Consider the following 15057-nt stretch of genomic DNA (forward strand, 5'->3'; position numbering starts at 1 on the left):
GCCGCCCGAGCGGGGTGGCCGGGGCACGACGTCCCGGTTTGCCTTCGAGTGTCCAAAAATATACAATTTCGCAGTTTATTCAGCGGGATCGGCCCAGAGGGTCGTCCCGCTTTTTTGCACATATCCGGGGCGCGAGTGTTCGTTGATCCCTGATTTCAAAGCTGAATCCAGGAGTTTTTCGTGAGTGCATACCCGTCCGCCCTTCTTGCGCTTGCCGACGGGACGATCTTCCATGGCAAGGGTATCGGTGCGGTAGGCAGCACGGTTGGCGAGGTGGTGTTCAATACCTCGATGTCCGGTTATCAGGAAATCCTGACCGACCCGAGCTATTCGCGCCAGATCGTCACGCTGACCTATCCCCACATCGGCAACACCGGCATCAATGCCGAAGACATCGAGGCCACCCGCGCGCACGCTGCCGGTTTGGTCATCCGCGATTTGCCGATCCTGCCATCCAACTTCCGCATGACCCAGCGCCTCGATGCCTATCTGCGCGCCGAGAACGTGGTGGCGATCGCTGGCCTCGATACCCGCAAACTGACGCGCGTGCTGCGTGAGAAAGGGGCTCAGGCGGGCTGCATCGTCACCGCCGGCGAAGGCGAAAGCCTGAGTGTCGAAGCGGCCGTGGCCCAGGCGCGGGCTTTCCCCGGGCTGGCCGGCATGGATCTGGCGAAGGTCGTCAGCGTCACCGAGCCTTACGAATGGACGCAGGCCGAGTGGAAGCTCGGCGAGGGCTATGCCGATCAGGCCACGCCGCGTTTCCATGTCGTCGCCTACGATTACGGCGTCAAGCTCAACATCCTGCGAATGCTGGCCGAACGTGGTTGCCGCCTGACCGTGGTGCCGGCGCAGACGCCTGCCAAGGATGTGCTGGCGCTCAAGCCCGATGGGGTCTTCCTGTCGAATGGCCCGGGTGACCCCGAGTCCTGCGACTACGCCATCGACGCCATCCGCGAGATCGTCGCCACGCGCACGCCGACCTTCGGCATCTGCCTCGGCCACCAGTTGCTGGCGCTGGCTTCCGGCGCGAAGACCATGAAGATGGCCACCGGCCATCACGGCGCCAATCACCCGGTCAAGGATCTCGATACCGGCAAGGTGCTGATCACCAGCCAGAACCACGGCTTTGCCGTCGATCCGGCGACGATGCCGTCCAACTTGCGTGTCACCCACGTGTCACTGTTCGATGGCACTAACCAGGGCATCGAGCGCACCGACGTGCCGGCTTTCTCCTTCCAGGGGCATCCGGAAGCGAGTCCGGGGCCGCATGATGTGGCCTATCTGTTCGACCGCTTCCTCACGTTGATGGAAGCAGGCAAGTAACACAATGCGGCGCCAGGCGGCTTTCCCTGCCGCCCTCACTGTTCGACGCCGGCGTCCGATGCCGGGTCAAGGAATCATCGAGGCAAGACAATGCCGAAACGTACCGACATAAAGAGCATCCTCATCATCGGCGCCGGCCCGATCGTCATCGGGCAGGCCTGCGAGTTCGACTACTCCGGCGCCCAGGCCTGCAAGGCGCTGCGCGAGGAAGGCTACAAGGTCATCCTGGTGAACTCGAACCCGGCGACCATCATGACCGACCCGGAAACGGCCGACGTCACCTACATCGAGCCGATCACCTGGCAGGTGGTCGAGCGCATCATCGAGAAGGAGCGCCCCGGCGCCATCCTGCCGACCATGGGCGGGCAGACGGCGCTGAACTGCGCGCTCGACCTTGGCCGCAATGGCGTGCTGAGTAAATATGGCGTTGAACTGATCGGTGCTTCCGAGGAGGCGATCGACAAGGCCGAGGACCGGCTGAAGTTCAAGGATGCGATGACGAAGATCGGCCTCGGCTCGGCGCGCTCGGGCATCGCCCACAGCATGGAAGAGGCGCTGCAGGTGCAGGGCGGCATCGGCTTCCCGGTCATCATCCGCCCCAGCTTCACGCTGGGCGGCACCGGCGGCGGCATCGCCTACAACATGGAAGAGTTCCACGAGATCTGCAAGCGTGGCCTCGAGGCCAGCCCGACCAACGAACTGCTGATCGAGGAATCGCTGCTGGGCTGGAAGGAATACGAGATGGAAGTCGTGCGCGACCGCGCCGACAACTGCATCATCGTGTGCTCCATCGAGAACCTCGACCCGATGGGCGTGCACACCGGCGACTCGATCACCGTGGCTCCGGCGCAGACGCTGACCGACAAGGAATACCAGATCCTGCGCAACGCCTCGATCGCGGTGCTGCGCGAGATCGGCGTGGATACCGGCGGCTCGAACGTGCAGTTCGCGATCAACCCGAAGGACGGTCGCATGATCGTCATCGAGATGAATCCGCGGGTGTCGCGCTCGTCGGCGCTGGCGTCCAAGGCCACCGGCTTCCCGATCGCCAAGGTCGCGGCCAAGCTGGCGGTCGGCTACACGCTGGACGAACTGAAGAACGACATCACCGGCGGCGCCACGCCGGCTTCGTTCGAGCCGTCGATCGACTACGTCGTCACCAAGATTCCGCGCTTCGCGTTCGAGAAGTTCCCGCAGGCCAACGACCGCCTGACCACGCAGATGAAGTCGGTGGGCGAAGTGATGGCAATGGGGCGCAGCTTCCAGGAGTCCTTCCAGAAGGCTTTGCGTGGCCTCGAGGTCGGCGCTTATGGGCTGGACGAGATCGAAGCGGACAGCGCCGACCTCGAACACGAGCTGTCGAGTGCTGGTCCGCAGCGCATCTGGTATGTCGGCCAGGCCTTCCGCGAGGGCATGAGCCAGGAGCAGGTATTCAACCTGACCAAGATCGACCCGTGGTTCCTCGCGCAGATCGAGGACATCGTGCAGTCCGAAAAAGCGCTTGCCGGCCGCTCGCTGAAGGCGCTGCAGGCCGCCGAATTGCGCGAGCTTAAGCGCAAGGGCTTCTCCGACCGCCGTCTGGCGAGGCTGCTCAACGCCGAGGAAACGGCCGTGCGCCTGCACCGCCATGCGCTGGGCGTGCGTCCGGTGTTCAAGCGCGTCGATACCTGCGCGGCCGAGTTTTCCACTTCGACCGCCTACATGTATTCGTCCTACGAGGAAGAGTGCGAGGCGCGGCCCACCGACAAAAAGAAGATCATGGTGCTGGGCGGCGGGCCGAACCGCATCGGCCAGGGCATCGAGTTCGACTACTGCTGCGTGCATGCCGCGCTGGCGCTGCGCGAAGACGGGTACGAGACCATCATGGTCAACTGCAACCCGGAAACCGTATCCACCGACTACGACACCTCCGACCGCCTGTACTTCGAGCCGATCACGCTGGAAGACATCCTCGAGATCGTGCACATCGAGAAGCCGGTCGGCGTCATCGTCCAGTTTGGCGGTCAGACGCCGCTGAAGCGTGCGAAGGCGCTGGAAGAGAACGGTGTGCCGATCATCGGCACGACGCCGGACATGATCGATGCCGCCGAAGACCGCGAACGTTTCCAGAAGCTGCTCACCGACCTCGGCCTGCGCCAGCCGCCCAACCGCACTGCACGCACGCCTGAAGAGGCGGTGCGCCTGGCTGCCGAGATCGGCTATCCGCTGGTGGTGCGCCCGTCCTACGTGCTCGGTGGCCGTGCAATGGAGATCGTGCACGAGCAGAAGGACCTCGAGCGCTACATGCGCGAGGCGGTGAAGGTTTCCAACGAATCGCCGGTACTGCTCGATCGCTTCCTCAACGATGCGACCGAAGTCGACGTCGATGCATTGTCCGACGGCCAGCAGGTCATCATCGGCGGCATCATGGAGCACATCGAGCAGGCAGGCGTGCATTCGGGTGATTCGGCCTGCTCGCTGCCGCCTTACACGCTGTCGGCTAGGCTGCAGGACGAATTGCGCCGCCAGACCGAGGCGATGGCGCGCGCGCTCAACGTGGTGGGCCTGATGAACGTCCAGTTCGCCATCCAGGGCGAAGGCGACAATGCGGTCGTGTATGTGCTGGAAGTGAATCCGCGCGCTTCGCGTACCGTGCCCTTCGTCTCGAAGGCCTGCTCGCTGCCGTTGGCGAAGGTCGCGGCACGCTGCATGGCCGGCCAGAGCCTCGCCAGCCAGGGCGTGACCGGCGAGATCGTGCCGCCGTATTACTCGGTCAAGGAGGCCGTGTTCCCCTTCGTCAAGTTCCCGGGTGTCGATACCATCCTCGGGCCCGAGATGAAATCGACCGGTGAAGTCATGGGAGTCGGCCGCAGTTTTGCCGAAGCCTTCGTGAAGAGCCAGATCGGCGCCGGTGTCAGGCTGCCGACCGGCGGCGCTGCCTTCATCAGCGTCAAGCCCAGTGATCGGCCCGTGGCGGTCGAAGTGGCGAAGGATCTGCACGAACTCGGCTTCTCGCTCGTCGCCACGCGCGGCACGGCATCGGTCATCGAGGCCGCGGGGATCCCGGTGGCGGTGGTGAACAAGGTCAATGAAGGCCGTCCGCATATCGTCGACATGATCAAGAACGAGGAGATCTCGTTCGTCATCAATACCGTCGAGGAAAAGCGGCAGGCGATCACCGATTCGCGCTCGATCCGTACCAGCGCCCTCGCGGCCAAGCTCACCATCTTCACGACGATCGAGGGCGCGCGTGCCGCCTGCATGGGCATGCGTTACATGGCCAATGGCCTCGATGTGTATTCGGTGCAGGCACTGCATGCCGAACTGGCGGGTGCGGCATGAACAAGATTCCGCTCACCATTGCCGGTGCAGAGAAGTTGCGCGAGGAACTCCATCGCCTGAAAGCGGTGGAGCGTCCCAGTGTCATCGCCGCGATCGCCGAGGCACGGTCGCATGGCGACCTGTCCGAAAATGCCGAGTACGATGCCGCCAAGGAGCGCCAGGGCTTCATCGAGGGGCGCATCATGGAAGTCGAGGGCAAGCTGTCGCATGCCCAGATCATCGACCCCAGGCTGCTTGATGCGGATGGGCGTTGTGTGTTCGCGTCGACCGTCGAACTCGAGGATCTCGAGTCGGGGCAGGTGGTCACCTATCAGATCGTCGGCGAGGACGAAGCGGATATCAAGGCAGGCAAGATATCGGTGAGTTCGCCCATCGCTCGCGCGCTGATCGGGAAGTACGCCGGAGACATCGCCGAGGTGTTGGCGCCGGGGGGGGTACGCGAGTACGAAATTCTGGACGTGCGCTACGAATGAGCGTGTTCGGTCGGCCCGTGGGCAGCGTTGTCCGCGGAGCAGGAACGCTTGGCGGTACTGCCCGTTGGAAGGTGGTACCGTCCCAATGGGCGTCTTCTTGCCTTGGTGGGGCCCGGTAGCAAGAAAGAGGCGGCGGCCACCGAGCCGCCGTCCGGTTTCGTCCCGCTGCGTTTTCTTCAGCGGCCTCGGGCGCCGGGGTTGCGGGCCGCGGGGCCACGCGCCGGCGAGCGACGTGTTTCGGCGCTTGCCTTTGCAAGTGCGGCACGGCGGGCGGCAGCCGCGAATGCGGCGGCCGACTTGGCGGTGGACGGGCGTGCCGTTGCTTTGTGCGCCGCGGGGGCGGCATCTTTCGTATCTTCACGCCGCTTGCGCCAGACGACGAGGATGTTGCCGATGTGCTGGACGGGTGCGGCGCCAAGGGTTTCGCAGAGTTCGTGCATCAGTGCTTCGCGCTGTTCGCGTTCGGTGCCCTGGACCTTCACCTTGATGAGTTCGTGGGCCTGTAGCGAGCGCTCGATTTCGGCTACGACAGCGGGTGCAAGGCCGTTGCCTGCGATGGTGACGACGGGATTGAGATGATGGGCTCGTGCGCGCAGGTCGCGGCGCTGAGCCGGGGGGAGTTCGGTCATTGAATCTCTCTGGATGCTTGAAGCTCGGGACCGGCGATTCTACTCCGATTACTAGAGGCGGACTTCTTCTAAGTCGATGAAAAAGAACAAGACAAGCCGTGCATGGGTGCATGATCACCTGAATGACCCCTACGTCCAGCGTGCCCAGGCAGAGGGTTACCGCGCACGCGCGGCTTACAAGTTGCTGGAAGTGGACGAGCGCGATCATTTGCTGAAGCCTGGGGCGGTGGTGGTCGACCTCGGGTCGACGCCCGGCTCATGGTGCCAGGTGGCGGTCAAGCGCTGCGGCCCGAAAGGGCAGGTGTTTGCGCTGGACGTTCTGCCGATGGAGGCCGTGGCCGGCGTTGACTTCCTGCAGGGGGATTTCACCGAGGACGCGGTGCTCGAGGATCTCGAATCCCGCCTCAAGGGGGCGAGGGCCGATGTCGTGCTGTCGGACATGGCGCCAAACCTGTCGGGTGTGGCTGCGGTAGACCAGGCCCGCTCGATCCACCTGTGCGAACTCGCGCTCGATTTCGCCGTGCGCCATCTGAAGCCCGGCGGGCAGTTTCTGGTCAAGGTCTTCCAGGGCGAGGGCTTCATGGAATACCGCAAACAGATGGAGGCCGCGTTTGCATCCGTGCAGGTCCGCAAGCCCAAGGCCTCGCGTGACCGCAGTGCGGAAGTCTACTTGCTGGGCAAGGGTCCCCGCCCGGTCTGAATACGTTTGCGATTGAGCGATCCAATCGCGGCCATTGGTTTGCCCGCGGGAACGTTCGGCACTAGAATCGGTCAGTCGCGTACATGGCCAAAATGGCTTTTGAGGAACAGAACGTTGAACAACCTATTCAAAAACCTCGCGATCTGGATGGTCATAGGCGTCGTACTGATGACTGTGTTCAACCAGTTCAATACGCGTCAGACCGCGCCGAACACCATGGAGTACTCCCAGTTCCTCGAAGAGGCGAAGGCGGGGCGTATTGCCAAGGCGACGATCGATGGGCGCATGCTGAGGGCGACCACTCAGGAAGGGCGGACGATCACCGTCTATACGCCTGGTGTGCAGGACATCTGGATGGTGTCCGACCTGATGCGCTATGGCGTGCAGGTCAATGCGACCAAGCCTGAGGAAGAGCAGTCCTTCCTTGCGAGCATCTTCGTGTCGTGGTTCCCGATGCTGCTGCTGATCGGCGTATGGATCTTCTTCATGCGGCAGATGCAGGGCGGCGGCAAGGGGGGGGCGTTCTCGTTCGGCAAGAGCAAGGCGCGCATGCTCGACGAATCCGCCAATACGGTGACCTTCGCCGACGTCGCAGGGTGTGACGAAGCCAAAGAAGAGGTCTCCGAACTGGTCGAGTTCCTGCGTGATCCTTCCAAGTTCCAGAAGCTCGGCGGCCGTATTCCCAAGGGCGTGCTGATGGTCGGCTCCCCGGGTACCGGCAAGACCTTGCTCGCCAAGGCGATCGCAGGCGAAGCCAAGGTGCCCTTCTTCTCGATCTCGGGCTCGGACTTCGTCGAGATGTTCGTCGGCGTCGGTGCCGCGCGTGTGCGCGACATGTTCGAGCAGGCGAAAAAGCAGGCTCCCTGCATCATCTTCATCGACGAGATCGATGCCGTGGGACGCCAGCGCGGTGCGGGCCTGGGCGGTGGCAATGACGAGCGTGAGCAGACGCTGAACCAGTTGCTGGTCGAAATGGATGGCTTCGAGGGGCAGACCGGCGTGATCGTGATCGCTGCGACCAACCGTCCGGACGTGCTCGACCCGGCGCTTCTGCGCCCGGGCCGTTTCGACCGCCAGGTCGTGGTTGCGCTGCCGGACATCCGCGGCCGTGAGCAGATCCTCAAGGTACATATGCGCAAGGTGCCGATCGCGCCTGATGTCGATGCGCAGGTGCTCGCACGCGGAACCCCGGGTTTCGCTGGTGCCGACCTCGCCAACCTGGTCAATGAAGCGGCTTTGTTCGCCGCACGTTCCAACAAGCGTCTGGTGGATATGGACGACTTCGAGCGTGCCAAGGACAAGATCATGATGGGCGCCGAGCGCCGCTCGGTGGTCATGCCCGAGGAAGAGCGTCGCAACACTGCGTACCACGAATCCGGCCATGCCGTTGTTGCTCGCCTGCTCGACAAGACCGATCCGGTGCACAAGGTCACCATCATCCCGCGCGGTCGCGCGCTGGGCGTGACGATGCAACTGCCGACCGAAGACCGCTACAGCCAGGATCGCGATCGCCTGCTGCAGACTATCGCCGTGCTGTTCGGTGGCCGTATTGCCGAAGAGATCTTCATGAAGCAGATGACGACCGGGGCCTCCAACGACTTTGCGAGGGCGACGGATCTTGCCCGCCGCATGGTTACGCAATGGGGCATGTCCGATACCCTGGGGCCGATGGTGTACGGTGAGGAGGAAGGCGAGATATTCCTTGGCCGGCAGGTGACGACGCACCGCAACGTGTCCGAGGCCACGATGCAGAAGGTCGATGCCGAGATCCGCCGCATCATCGATCAGCAGTATGCGCTGGCGCGCCGTCTGCTGGAAGAGAACAGCGACAAGGTCGAGGCAATGACCAAGGCGCTTCTCGAGTGGGAGACCATCGATGCCGAACAGGTGAACGACATCATGGCCGGCCGTCCGCCGCGTGCTCCCAAGCCGCTGGCCACTCAGCCGAGCCGGCCGACCGACGATGCGCCGGGTGCGGCGCCGACGGCCGCGGCCCCTGCAGCCTGATCCATCAGGGCTCTACCTCGTAATCCTGCGGGCCGGTTTTTCCGGCCCGTTTTCATTGGTGAACACGCATGCCGATCATTCAATGCGGGCGTTTCCGTCTCGACCTTTCCCAGCCACGCGTGATGGCGATCATCAATCTGACCGATGACTCCTTCACGGGTGACGGTCTTCATGGTGATGTGCGCGCAGCCTTGAGGCGCGCTGAGCGTGCGGTCGAGGAAGGGGCTCACATGCTCGATATCGGGGCGGAGTCGTCGCGCCCTGGCGCAGGGCCGGTGCCGGACGGGCAGGAGCAGGAGCGCGTGGTGAGCTTCATCCAGAGCGCACGGGGATGGGGCGTTCCGCTGTCGGTCGATACATCGAAGCCTGCCGTGATGCGGGCGGCGGTGGACGCGGGGGCCGACATGATCAACGACATCAACGCGTTTCGCATGCAGGGTGCGGTCGATGCGGTTGCTGGCAGCGAGGTCGGCCTTTGCGTCATGCACATGCTTGGGGAGCCCCGTACGATGCAGGACGATCCGCGCTATCTGGATGTGGTCGACGAGGTGAAGAGCTTTCTCGACGAACGTGTCCGGGTGCTCGAAGCTGCCGGCGTGGCGCGTGAGCGCATCGTGCTCGATCCGGGATTCGGCTTTGGCAAGCGGACTGAGCATAACTATGCCTTGCTGCGTGCGCTGGAGCGTTTTGGCGCGGATGGGCTCGCCGTGCTGGCCGGGCTTTCGCGCAAGTCGATGCTGGGTGCGGTGACGGGGCGAGACGTTGGGGAGCGCATGCCGGCCAGTGTGGCCGCGGCGCTGATCGCCGTGCAGCGCGGAGCGGGTATTGTGCGCGTGCATGATGTCGCGCCGACCTGCGATGCGATCAAGGTTTGGCAGGCCGTGTGCACCGAGTCTTGAACAGTTGTCTGCGTCCGGTGTCATAATCCGCGTTTTGTGAATCAGTCGGAGCGATGATGGGGCGCAAGTATTTCGGTACCGATGGCGTGCGGGGAAAAGTTGGAGATGCACCGATCACCCCCGAGTTCGTGATGAAACTGGGCTATGCGGCCGGGGTCACCCTGGTTGCGCGCGAAAAGCTGCCCGCGGGCGAGCATCCTGCTGTCCTGATCGGCAAGGACACGCGGATTTCCGGTTATATGCTCGAAGCCGCGCTGGAGGCGGGCTTCGCCGCCGCCGGCGTGGACGTCATGCTGGCAGGCCCGATTCCGACGCCCGCCGTGGCTTATCTCACGCGTGCCTTGCGTCTGCAGGCCGGGGTGGTGATCTCGGCTTCGCATAATCCTTTCTACGATAACGGCATCAAATTTTTCTCGGCGGGGGGCACCAAGCTGCCCGATGCGCTCGAGGCCGAGATCGAGGCGCACCTGGATGAACCGATGGGATGTGTTGATTCGACCCGGCTCGGCAAGGCGCGGCGCATCAGCGATGCGGCCGGACGCTACATCGAGTTCTGCAAGAGCACTTTCCCCAATGAACTTGATCTGCGCGGTTTGCGGATCGCTGTGGACTGCGCCCATGGCGCGGCCTACCAGATCGCACCGAACGTGTTCCATGAACTGGGGGCCGAGGTGCTGCCGGTCGGCGTCGAGCCGAACGGGCTCAATATCAATGACGGTGTCGGCGCCACGAGGCCGGAGAATCTGTGCCAGGCCGTGCTGGCGCAAGGGGCCGATCTGGGCATTGCGCTCGATGGCGACGCAGATCGCCTGATCATGGTGGACCATCGCGGCGAGATCTATGACGGCGATAAATTGCTGTACGTGATCGCCGCCGCCCGCCACGCCGAGGGCAAGCTCGATGGCGTCGTCGGTACCTTGATGAGCAACCTGGGCTTCGAGCACGCCATCAGCCGGCTCGGCTCGCCTTTTGCCCGCGCCAAGGTAGGCGACCGCTACGTGCTGGAATTGTTGCACGAACGTGGCTGGAAGCTGGGCGGCGAAAACTCCGGCCATATCATCTGCCTCGACCAGCACAGCACCGGAGATGGCATCGTCTCCGCGTTGCAGGTGCTTGCTGCGCTCAAGCAGCAGGGCATCAGCCTGGCGGAAGCCTGCGCCGACCTCGTGTTCTACCCGCAGAAACTGATCAACGTGCGCCTGCCTGCCGGCTTCGACTGGCGCGCCGATGGTGGCATCGCGTCAGCGCAGGGCAGGGCGGAGGAGGCGCTGGGCGACAGCGGGCGCGTGCTGCTGCGTCCGTCAGGCACTGAGCCGTTGTTGCGGGTCATGGTCGAAGGGCGCGACGGGGAGCTCGTCGAGCGCCTGGCCCGTGATATCGCGGATGTGGTGCAGCACGCGGTGGCTTGAGTGAGGCGCCGGGGCGGTGCAGGCCGGTCTGCACCGCCGGTTGCGGTCATTGCGTCAGCGTGGTCTTTCCTGTTTGATGACATGAAACGTGGCTGTAACAATGCATTGCTACCTTAGGGGCCTGGTTTTTCAATCCGAGGTAGCCATGATGCGTTTCTCCACCAAGTTTGCCCTTGCCGCTTCTTCCGCCGTCCTGTTTGCGTTCAATGCCCAGGCGGCCGACATCACTGGAGCGGGCGCGTCCTTTCCTGCGCCGATCTACGCCAAGTGGGCTGACGCCTACCAGAAGGCCACGGGCAATCGAGTGAACTACCAGTCGATCGGTTCCGGCGGCGGCATTCGCCAGATTACCGCCAAGACCGTCGATTTTGGTGCTTCGGACATGCCGCTTACGCCCGAGAAGCTGGCCGAAGGCGGTCTGCAGCAGTTCCCCACGGTGATCGGCGCCGTCGTGCCGGTGGTGAATCTGCAAGGCATCAAGCCGGGCGACATGAAGCTCACCGGTGAGCTGCTGGCTCAGATCTATCAGGGCAAGATCACCAAGTGGAACGATCCCGCACTGGTTGCGCTCAATCCGGGCCTCGCTCTGCCGGATCAGGACATCGGCGTCGTTCGCCGTGCCGATGGCTCCGGAACCACCTTCGTGTTCACCAACTACCTGTCGAAGGTTTCCGCCGAGTGGAAGGAAAAGATCGGCGAAGGTACCGCGGTGCAGTGGCCGCTGGGCCTGGGTGGCAAGGGTAACGAGGGTGTGTCTGCCTTCGTCCAGCGCCTGCCGGGTTCGATCGGCTATGTCGAATACGCCTATGCGAAGCAGAACAAGCTGTCGCACGCCATCCTGCAGAACAAGGATGGTCAGTTCGTCGAGCCGAGCAACGAAACCTTTGCCGCCGCCGCCGAGGGTGCAGACTGGTCGAAGTCGGCCTTTTACGAGATCCTGACCAACCAGCCGGGCGCCAAGGCCTGGCCGATCACCAGTGCGACCTTCATCCTGGTGCACAAGGTGCAGGACAAGCCGGCCCAGGCCGCCGAGGCGCTGAAGTTCTTCGACTGGGCCTATGCCAATGGCGGCGACATGGCGCTTGAGCTCGAGTACATCCCCATGCCGAAGGCCACCATCGACCTGATTCGCGCCTCCTGGGGCGAGATCAAGGATGCTGCCGGCGCAACGGTTTATTCGGCGAAGTAAGCGGAATTCCGCCCCATGGTTCAACGTAGCCAACAGCCAGAGGCCCATGGGGCCTTTGGCGTTTCCCTTTCTCCGGGAAGCGGCTCCCAGGCCGCGGCCCTTTCGAGTGCGTCCATGCGAACGACCGAGTTCAAGTCTTCGGCGTCGAGAAGAGTCGGCGACAAGGTGTTCAGCGGAATGGCGAAATCCTTTGCCTGGCTGACCCTTATCCTGCTAGCGGGCATCGTCATTGCCCTTATCTATGCGTCCTGGCCGAGCATTCAGGCCTTTGGCATCGGTTTTCTTTTCTCCGATGCCTGGAATCCGCCAATGGAGGATTTCGGGGCCTTGATCCCGATCTATGGCACGCTGGTCACATCGGCGATCGCCCTCCTGATCGCGGTGCCGGTCAGTTTCGGCATCGCGCTCTTCCTGACCGAGCTTTCGCCCGCATGGCTGCGCCGCCCGCTCGGCACTGCGATCGAACTGCTTGCGGCCATTCCCAGTATCGTCTATGGCATGTGGGGCCTGCTCATCTTTGCTCCCATCTTCGCCCAGTACGTCCAGCCCGGGCTGCAGTCGTCGATCGGGCAGGTGCCGATCATCGGCAAGCTTTTCGCCGGTGCGCCGCTCGGCATCGGTCTGCTCTGTGCCGGCATCATCCTCGCGATCATGATCATCCCCTACATCGCGTCGGTCATGCGCGACGTGTTCGAGGTGACGCCGCCGATGTTGAAAGAGTCGGCTTATGGCGTGGGGTGCACGACCTGGGAAGTGATGTGGGGCGTGGTGCTGCCTTACACCAAGACGGGTGTGATCGGTGGCGTGATGCTGGGCCTCGGTCGCGCACTGGGAGAGACCATGGCGGTGACCTTCGTCATCGGCAATACGAATTTCCTGAACTCCGCTTCGCTGTTCGAGCCGGGCAACAGCATCACGTCAGCGCTGGCGAACGAGTTCGCCGAGGCGGATCCGGGGCTGCATACGGCAGCATTGATGGAGCTCGGCCTCATCCTGTTTGCGATCACGCTGGTGGTGCTGGTCGTTTCCAAACTACTGCTGATGCGACTCGCCAAGGGCGAAGGCACCAAGAGCTGAGCGAGTGACTGACATGAATCTGCTTGCAAGACGCAAACTCGTTAACAAATTTGCCCTGACGCTGTCGCTGTCGGCAATGGTCTTCGGCCTGTTCTGGCTTGCCTGGATCTTGTGGACGGTGTTCGAACTGGGTCTGTCCGGCCTGTCGCTCGCCTTGTTCACCGAGATGACGCCCCCTCCCGGAGCGGAGAATGGCGGTCTGCTCAATGCGATCGTGGGGAGCCTGATCCTGGTTGTGCTGGCGACGTTCGTCGGTACGCCGATCGGCATCCTGACCGGCGTGTATCTGGCGGAATATGGGCGCCATCACTGGCTGGGCCAGACCACGCGTTTCATCAACGATCTGCTGCTGTCGGCACCGTCGATCGTCATCGGCCTGTTCGTCTATGCGGTGGTGGTCGCCCAGACGGGCAAGTTCTCGGCTTGGTCGGGGGTGCTCGCGCTCGCGCTGATCGTGCTTCCGGTTGTCGTGCGCACGACCGAGAACATGCTGCAGTTGATCCCCAATACCTTGCGCGAAGCTGCTTTCGCACTGGGGGCGCCAAAAAGCGTCGTGATCTCCAAGGTCACGCTGCGGGCTGCGCGGGCCGGGGTGCTGACCGGCGTCCTGCTGGCGGTGGCGCGGATCGCGGGCGAGACGGCGCCGCTGCTCTTCACCGCGCTGTCCAATCAGTTCTGGACGCTGAACCTCAATGAGCCGATGGCGAATCTCCCGGTCACCATCTTCAAGTTCGCCATGAGTCCCTTTACCAACTGGCAGGACCTGGCTTGGGCTGGCGTCTTCCTGATCACCATGGGTGTCCTGGTACTCAACATCATCGCTCGCGTTTTCCTGCGGGCTGAAAAGATCAACTAAGGATCCATTGCCAGCAATTCGGGGCCGGCAGCCGGCCCGCGACTGGAGAAGAACATATGCTAATCAACGACGCGCAAATCGAGTTCAAGGACTTCAACTTCTACTACGGCAAGTTCCACGCGCTGAAGAACATCAACTTCAAGATGGCGCGCCACAAGTGCACCGCCTTCATCGGCCCATCCGGTTGCGGCAAGTCGACCCTGTTGCGCACGATCAACCGCATGTACGATCTCTATCCCGAGCAGCGTGCCGACGGTCAATTGTTGTTCGATGGCCGCAACCTGCTGGGTTCCGATATTGATGTCAGCGTATTGCGCGCGAAGATCGGCATGGTCTTCCAGAAGCCGACGCCGTTCCCGATGTCGATCTACGACAACATCGCCTTTGGCGTGAAGCTGCACGAGAAACTGTCGTCGAAAGACATGGATCAGCGCGTCGAATGGGCGCTGCGCAAGGCGGCTTTGTGGGAGGAAGTCAAGGACAAGCTCCACCAGAGCGGCATGAGCCTGTCGGGCGGTCAGCAGCAGCGCCTGTGTATTGCGCGTGGTATCGCCGTCAAGCCCGAAGTCATCCTGCTCGATGAGCCGACTTCGGCGCTGGATCCGATCTCTACCGCGCGCATCGAGGAACTGATCGACGAGCTCAAGGCCGAGTTCACCATCGTCATCGTGACGCACAACATGCAGCAGGCGGCGCGGATCTCGGACTACACGGCATATATGTACCTTGGTGAAATGATCGAGTTCGGCATTACCGACGAACTGTTCGTGAAGCCGAAGAAGAAGGAAACCGAGGACTACATAACCGGCCGTTTCGGCTGAGCAAGAAAGGCGGCCTGGCCGCCTTTTTTTATGTGCGCATCGGGTACCTGTCGGTGCTATGCCTTGCGAGGCTGGCGCAGGGCGGCATCGAGCCAGTCGACGAGCTCGGCCCAGTCTGCGTCGTCCGCAAGCTGCTCCCTGATGAAAGCTGCCTGTCCCGTCGTCCAGAACGGCGCGTCAGGCAGTTTCACGTTGTCGGCTAGCGGAGTGTGTGCGGTAATGAAGGCCTCGATCTCGGCGGCCGAGTTCGGCAGTCCAAGCTGAGCGAAGAGGTCCTTCTGGACATGCACGGGCTTTTCCATCGCGGTGCTCCTGAATAGGGTGGTGACGGGGGTTCGGCAAGCTCTGGGCCG

13 protein-coding genes are annotated in these 15057 nt (G+C 62.9%); 11 read left to right on the plus strand and 2 right to left on the minus strand.

The window, feature by feature from the left end:
* Positions 1–180: 180 nt before the first annotated feature.
* The 3 genes from carA (at position 181) to greA (ending at position 5117) form a co-directional block, all read left to right on the plus strand.
* Positions 181–1323 carry a glutamine-hydrolyzing carbamoyl-phosphate synthase small subunit gene (gene carA / locus C666_RS03290; protein WP_004333756.1) on the plus strand — a complete coding sequence of 381 codons (1143 nt, stop codon included), beginning with the start codon at positions 181–183 and terminating at the stop codon, positions 1321–1323.
* Between the two features lie 90 nt (positions 1324–1413).
* On the plus strand, positions 1414–4644 hold the full coding sequence (gene carB / locus C666_RS03295; protein ID WP_004333758.1) for a carbamoyl-phosphate synthase large subunit: 3231 nt from the start codon (positions 1414–1416) through the stop codon (positions 4642–4644).
* Positions 4641–5117, plus strand: coding sequence for a transcription elongation factor GreA (gene greA, locus C666_RS03300; RefSeq protein ID WP_004333759.1), 477 nt, complete (start codon positions 4641–4643; stop codon positions 5115–5117). Before carB ends, greA begins: the two co-directional genes overlap by 4 nt.
* 176 nt (positions 5118–5293) lie before the next feature.
* On the opposite strand, the gene C666_RS03305 is transcribed toward greA, so the two are convergent.
* Positions 5294–5746 carry a YhbY family RNA-binding protein gene (locus C666_RS03305; protein WP_004333761.1) on the minus strand — a complete coding sequence of 151 codons (453 nt, stop codon included), beginning with the start codon at positions 5744–5746 and terminating at the stop codon, positions 5294–5296.
* A 76-nt stretch (positions 5747–5822) separates the two neighbouring features.
* Between C666_RS03305 and C666_RS03310 the strand changes: the two genes are divergently transcribed.
* The 8 genes from C666_RS03310 to pstB all read left to right on the plus strand — a co-directional run bounded on the left by C666_RS03310 (position 5823) and on the right by pstB (position 14704).
* Positions 5823–6446: an RlmE family RNA methyltransferase gene (locus C666_RS03310; RefSeq protein ID WP_004333764.1), complete on the plus strand. Its 624-nt coding sequence runs from the start codon at positions 5823–5825 to the stop codon at positions 6444–6446.
* Between the two features lie 114 nt (positions 6447–6560).
* Entirely contained in the window at positions 6561–8453 is a 1893-nt protein-coding gene (gene ftsH, locus C666_RS03315) for an ATP-dependent zinc metalloprotease FtsH (RefSeq protein ID WP_004333765.1), read from the plus strand.
* A 68-nt stretch (positions 8454–8521) separates the two neighbouring features.
* Positions 8522–9352 (plus strand): dihydropteroate synthase, encoded by an 831-nt coding sequence (gene folP, locus C666_RS03320; RefSeq protein WP_004333767.1) that lies wholly within the window; start codon positions 8522–8524, stop codon positions 9350–9352.
* Positions 9353–9408: 56 nt separating this feature from the next.
* The gene (gene glmM, locus C666_RS03325; RefSeq protein WP_004333769.1) at positions 9409–10761 is read left to right on the plus strand and encodes a phosphoglucosamine mutase; all 1353 of its coding nucleotides are present in this window, start codon (positions 9409–9411) and stop codon (positions 10759–10761) included.
* 145 nt (positions 10762–10906) lie between these two features.
* Positions 10907–11950, plus strand: a complete 1044-nt coding sequence (pstS, locus tag C666_RS03330) for a phosphate ABC transporter substrate-binding protein PstS (protein WP_154666276.1) — start codon at positions 10907–10909, stop codon at positions 11948–11950.
* Positions 11951–12064: 114 nt separating this feature from the next.
* The gene (gene pstC / locus C666_RS03335; protein WP_004333773.1) at positions 12065–13027 is read left to right on the plus strand and encodes a phosphate ABC transporter permease PstC; all 963 of its coding nucleotides are present in this window, start codon (positions 12065–12067) and stop codon (positions 13025–13027) included.
* Positions 13028–13040: 13 nt separating this feature from the next.
* Positions 13041–13883 (plus strand): phosphate ABC transporter permease PstA, encoded by an 843-nt coding sequence (gene pstA / locus C666_RS03340; protein ID WP_004333775.1) that lies wholly within the window; start codon positions 13041–13043, stop codon positions 13881–13883.
* A gap of 56 nt (positions 13884–13939) precedes the next feature.
* Positions 13940–14704 carry a phosphate ABC transporter ATP-binding protein PstB gene (pstB, locus tag C666_RS03345; RefSeq protein ID WP_004333777.1) on the plus strand — a complete coding sequence of 255 codons (765 nt, stop codon included), beginning with the start codon at positions 13940–13942 and terminating at the stop codon, positions 14702–14704.
* A 56-nt stretch (positions 14705–14760) separates the two neighbouring features.
* Here the strand turns inward: pstB and C666_RS03350 are convergent, their stop codons facing one another.
* Positions 14761–15006, minus strand: coding sequence for a DUF2789 domain-containing protein (locus C666_RS03350; RefSeq protein ID WP_004333779.1), 246 nt, complete (start codon positions 15004–15006; stop codon positions 14761–14763).
* Between the last annotated feature and the right edge of the window lie 51 nt (positions 15007–15057).

Origin of the sequence: Thauera linaloolentis 47Lol = DSM 12138 (assembly GCF_000310205.1) — a bacterium.
GTDB classification, from domain to species: Bacteria; Pseudomonadota; Gammaproteobacteria; order Burkholderiales; family Rhodocyclaceae; genus Thauera; species Thauera linaloolentis.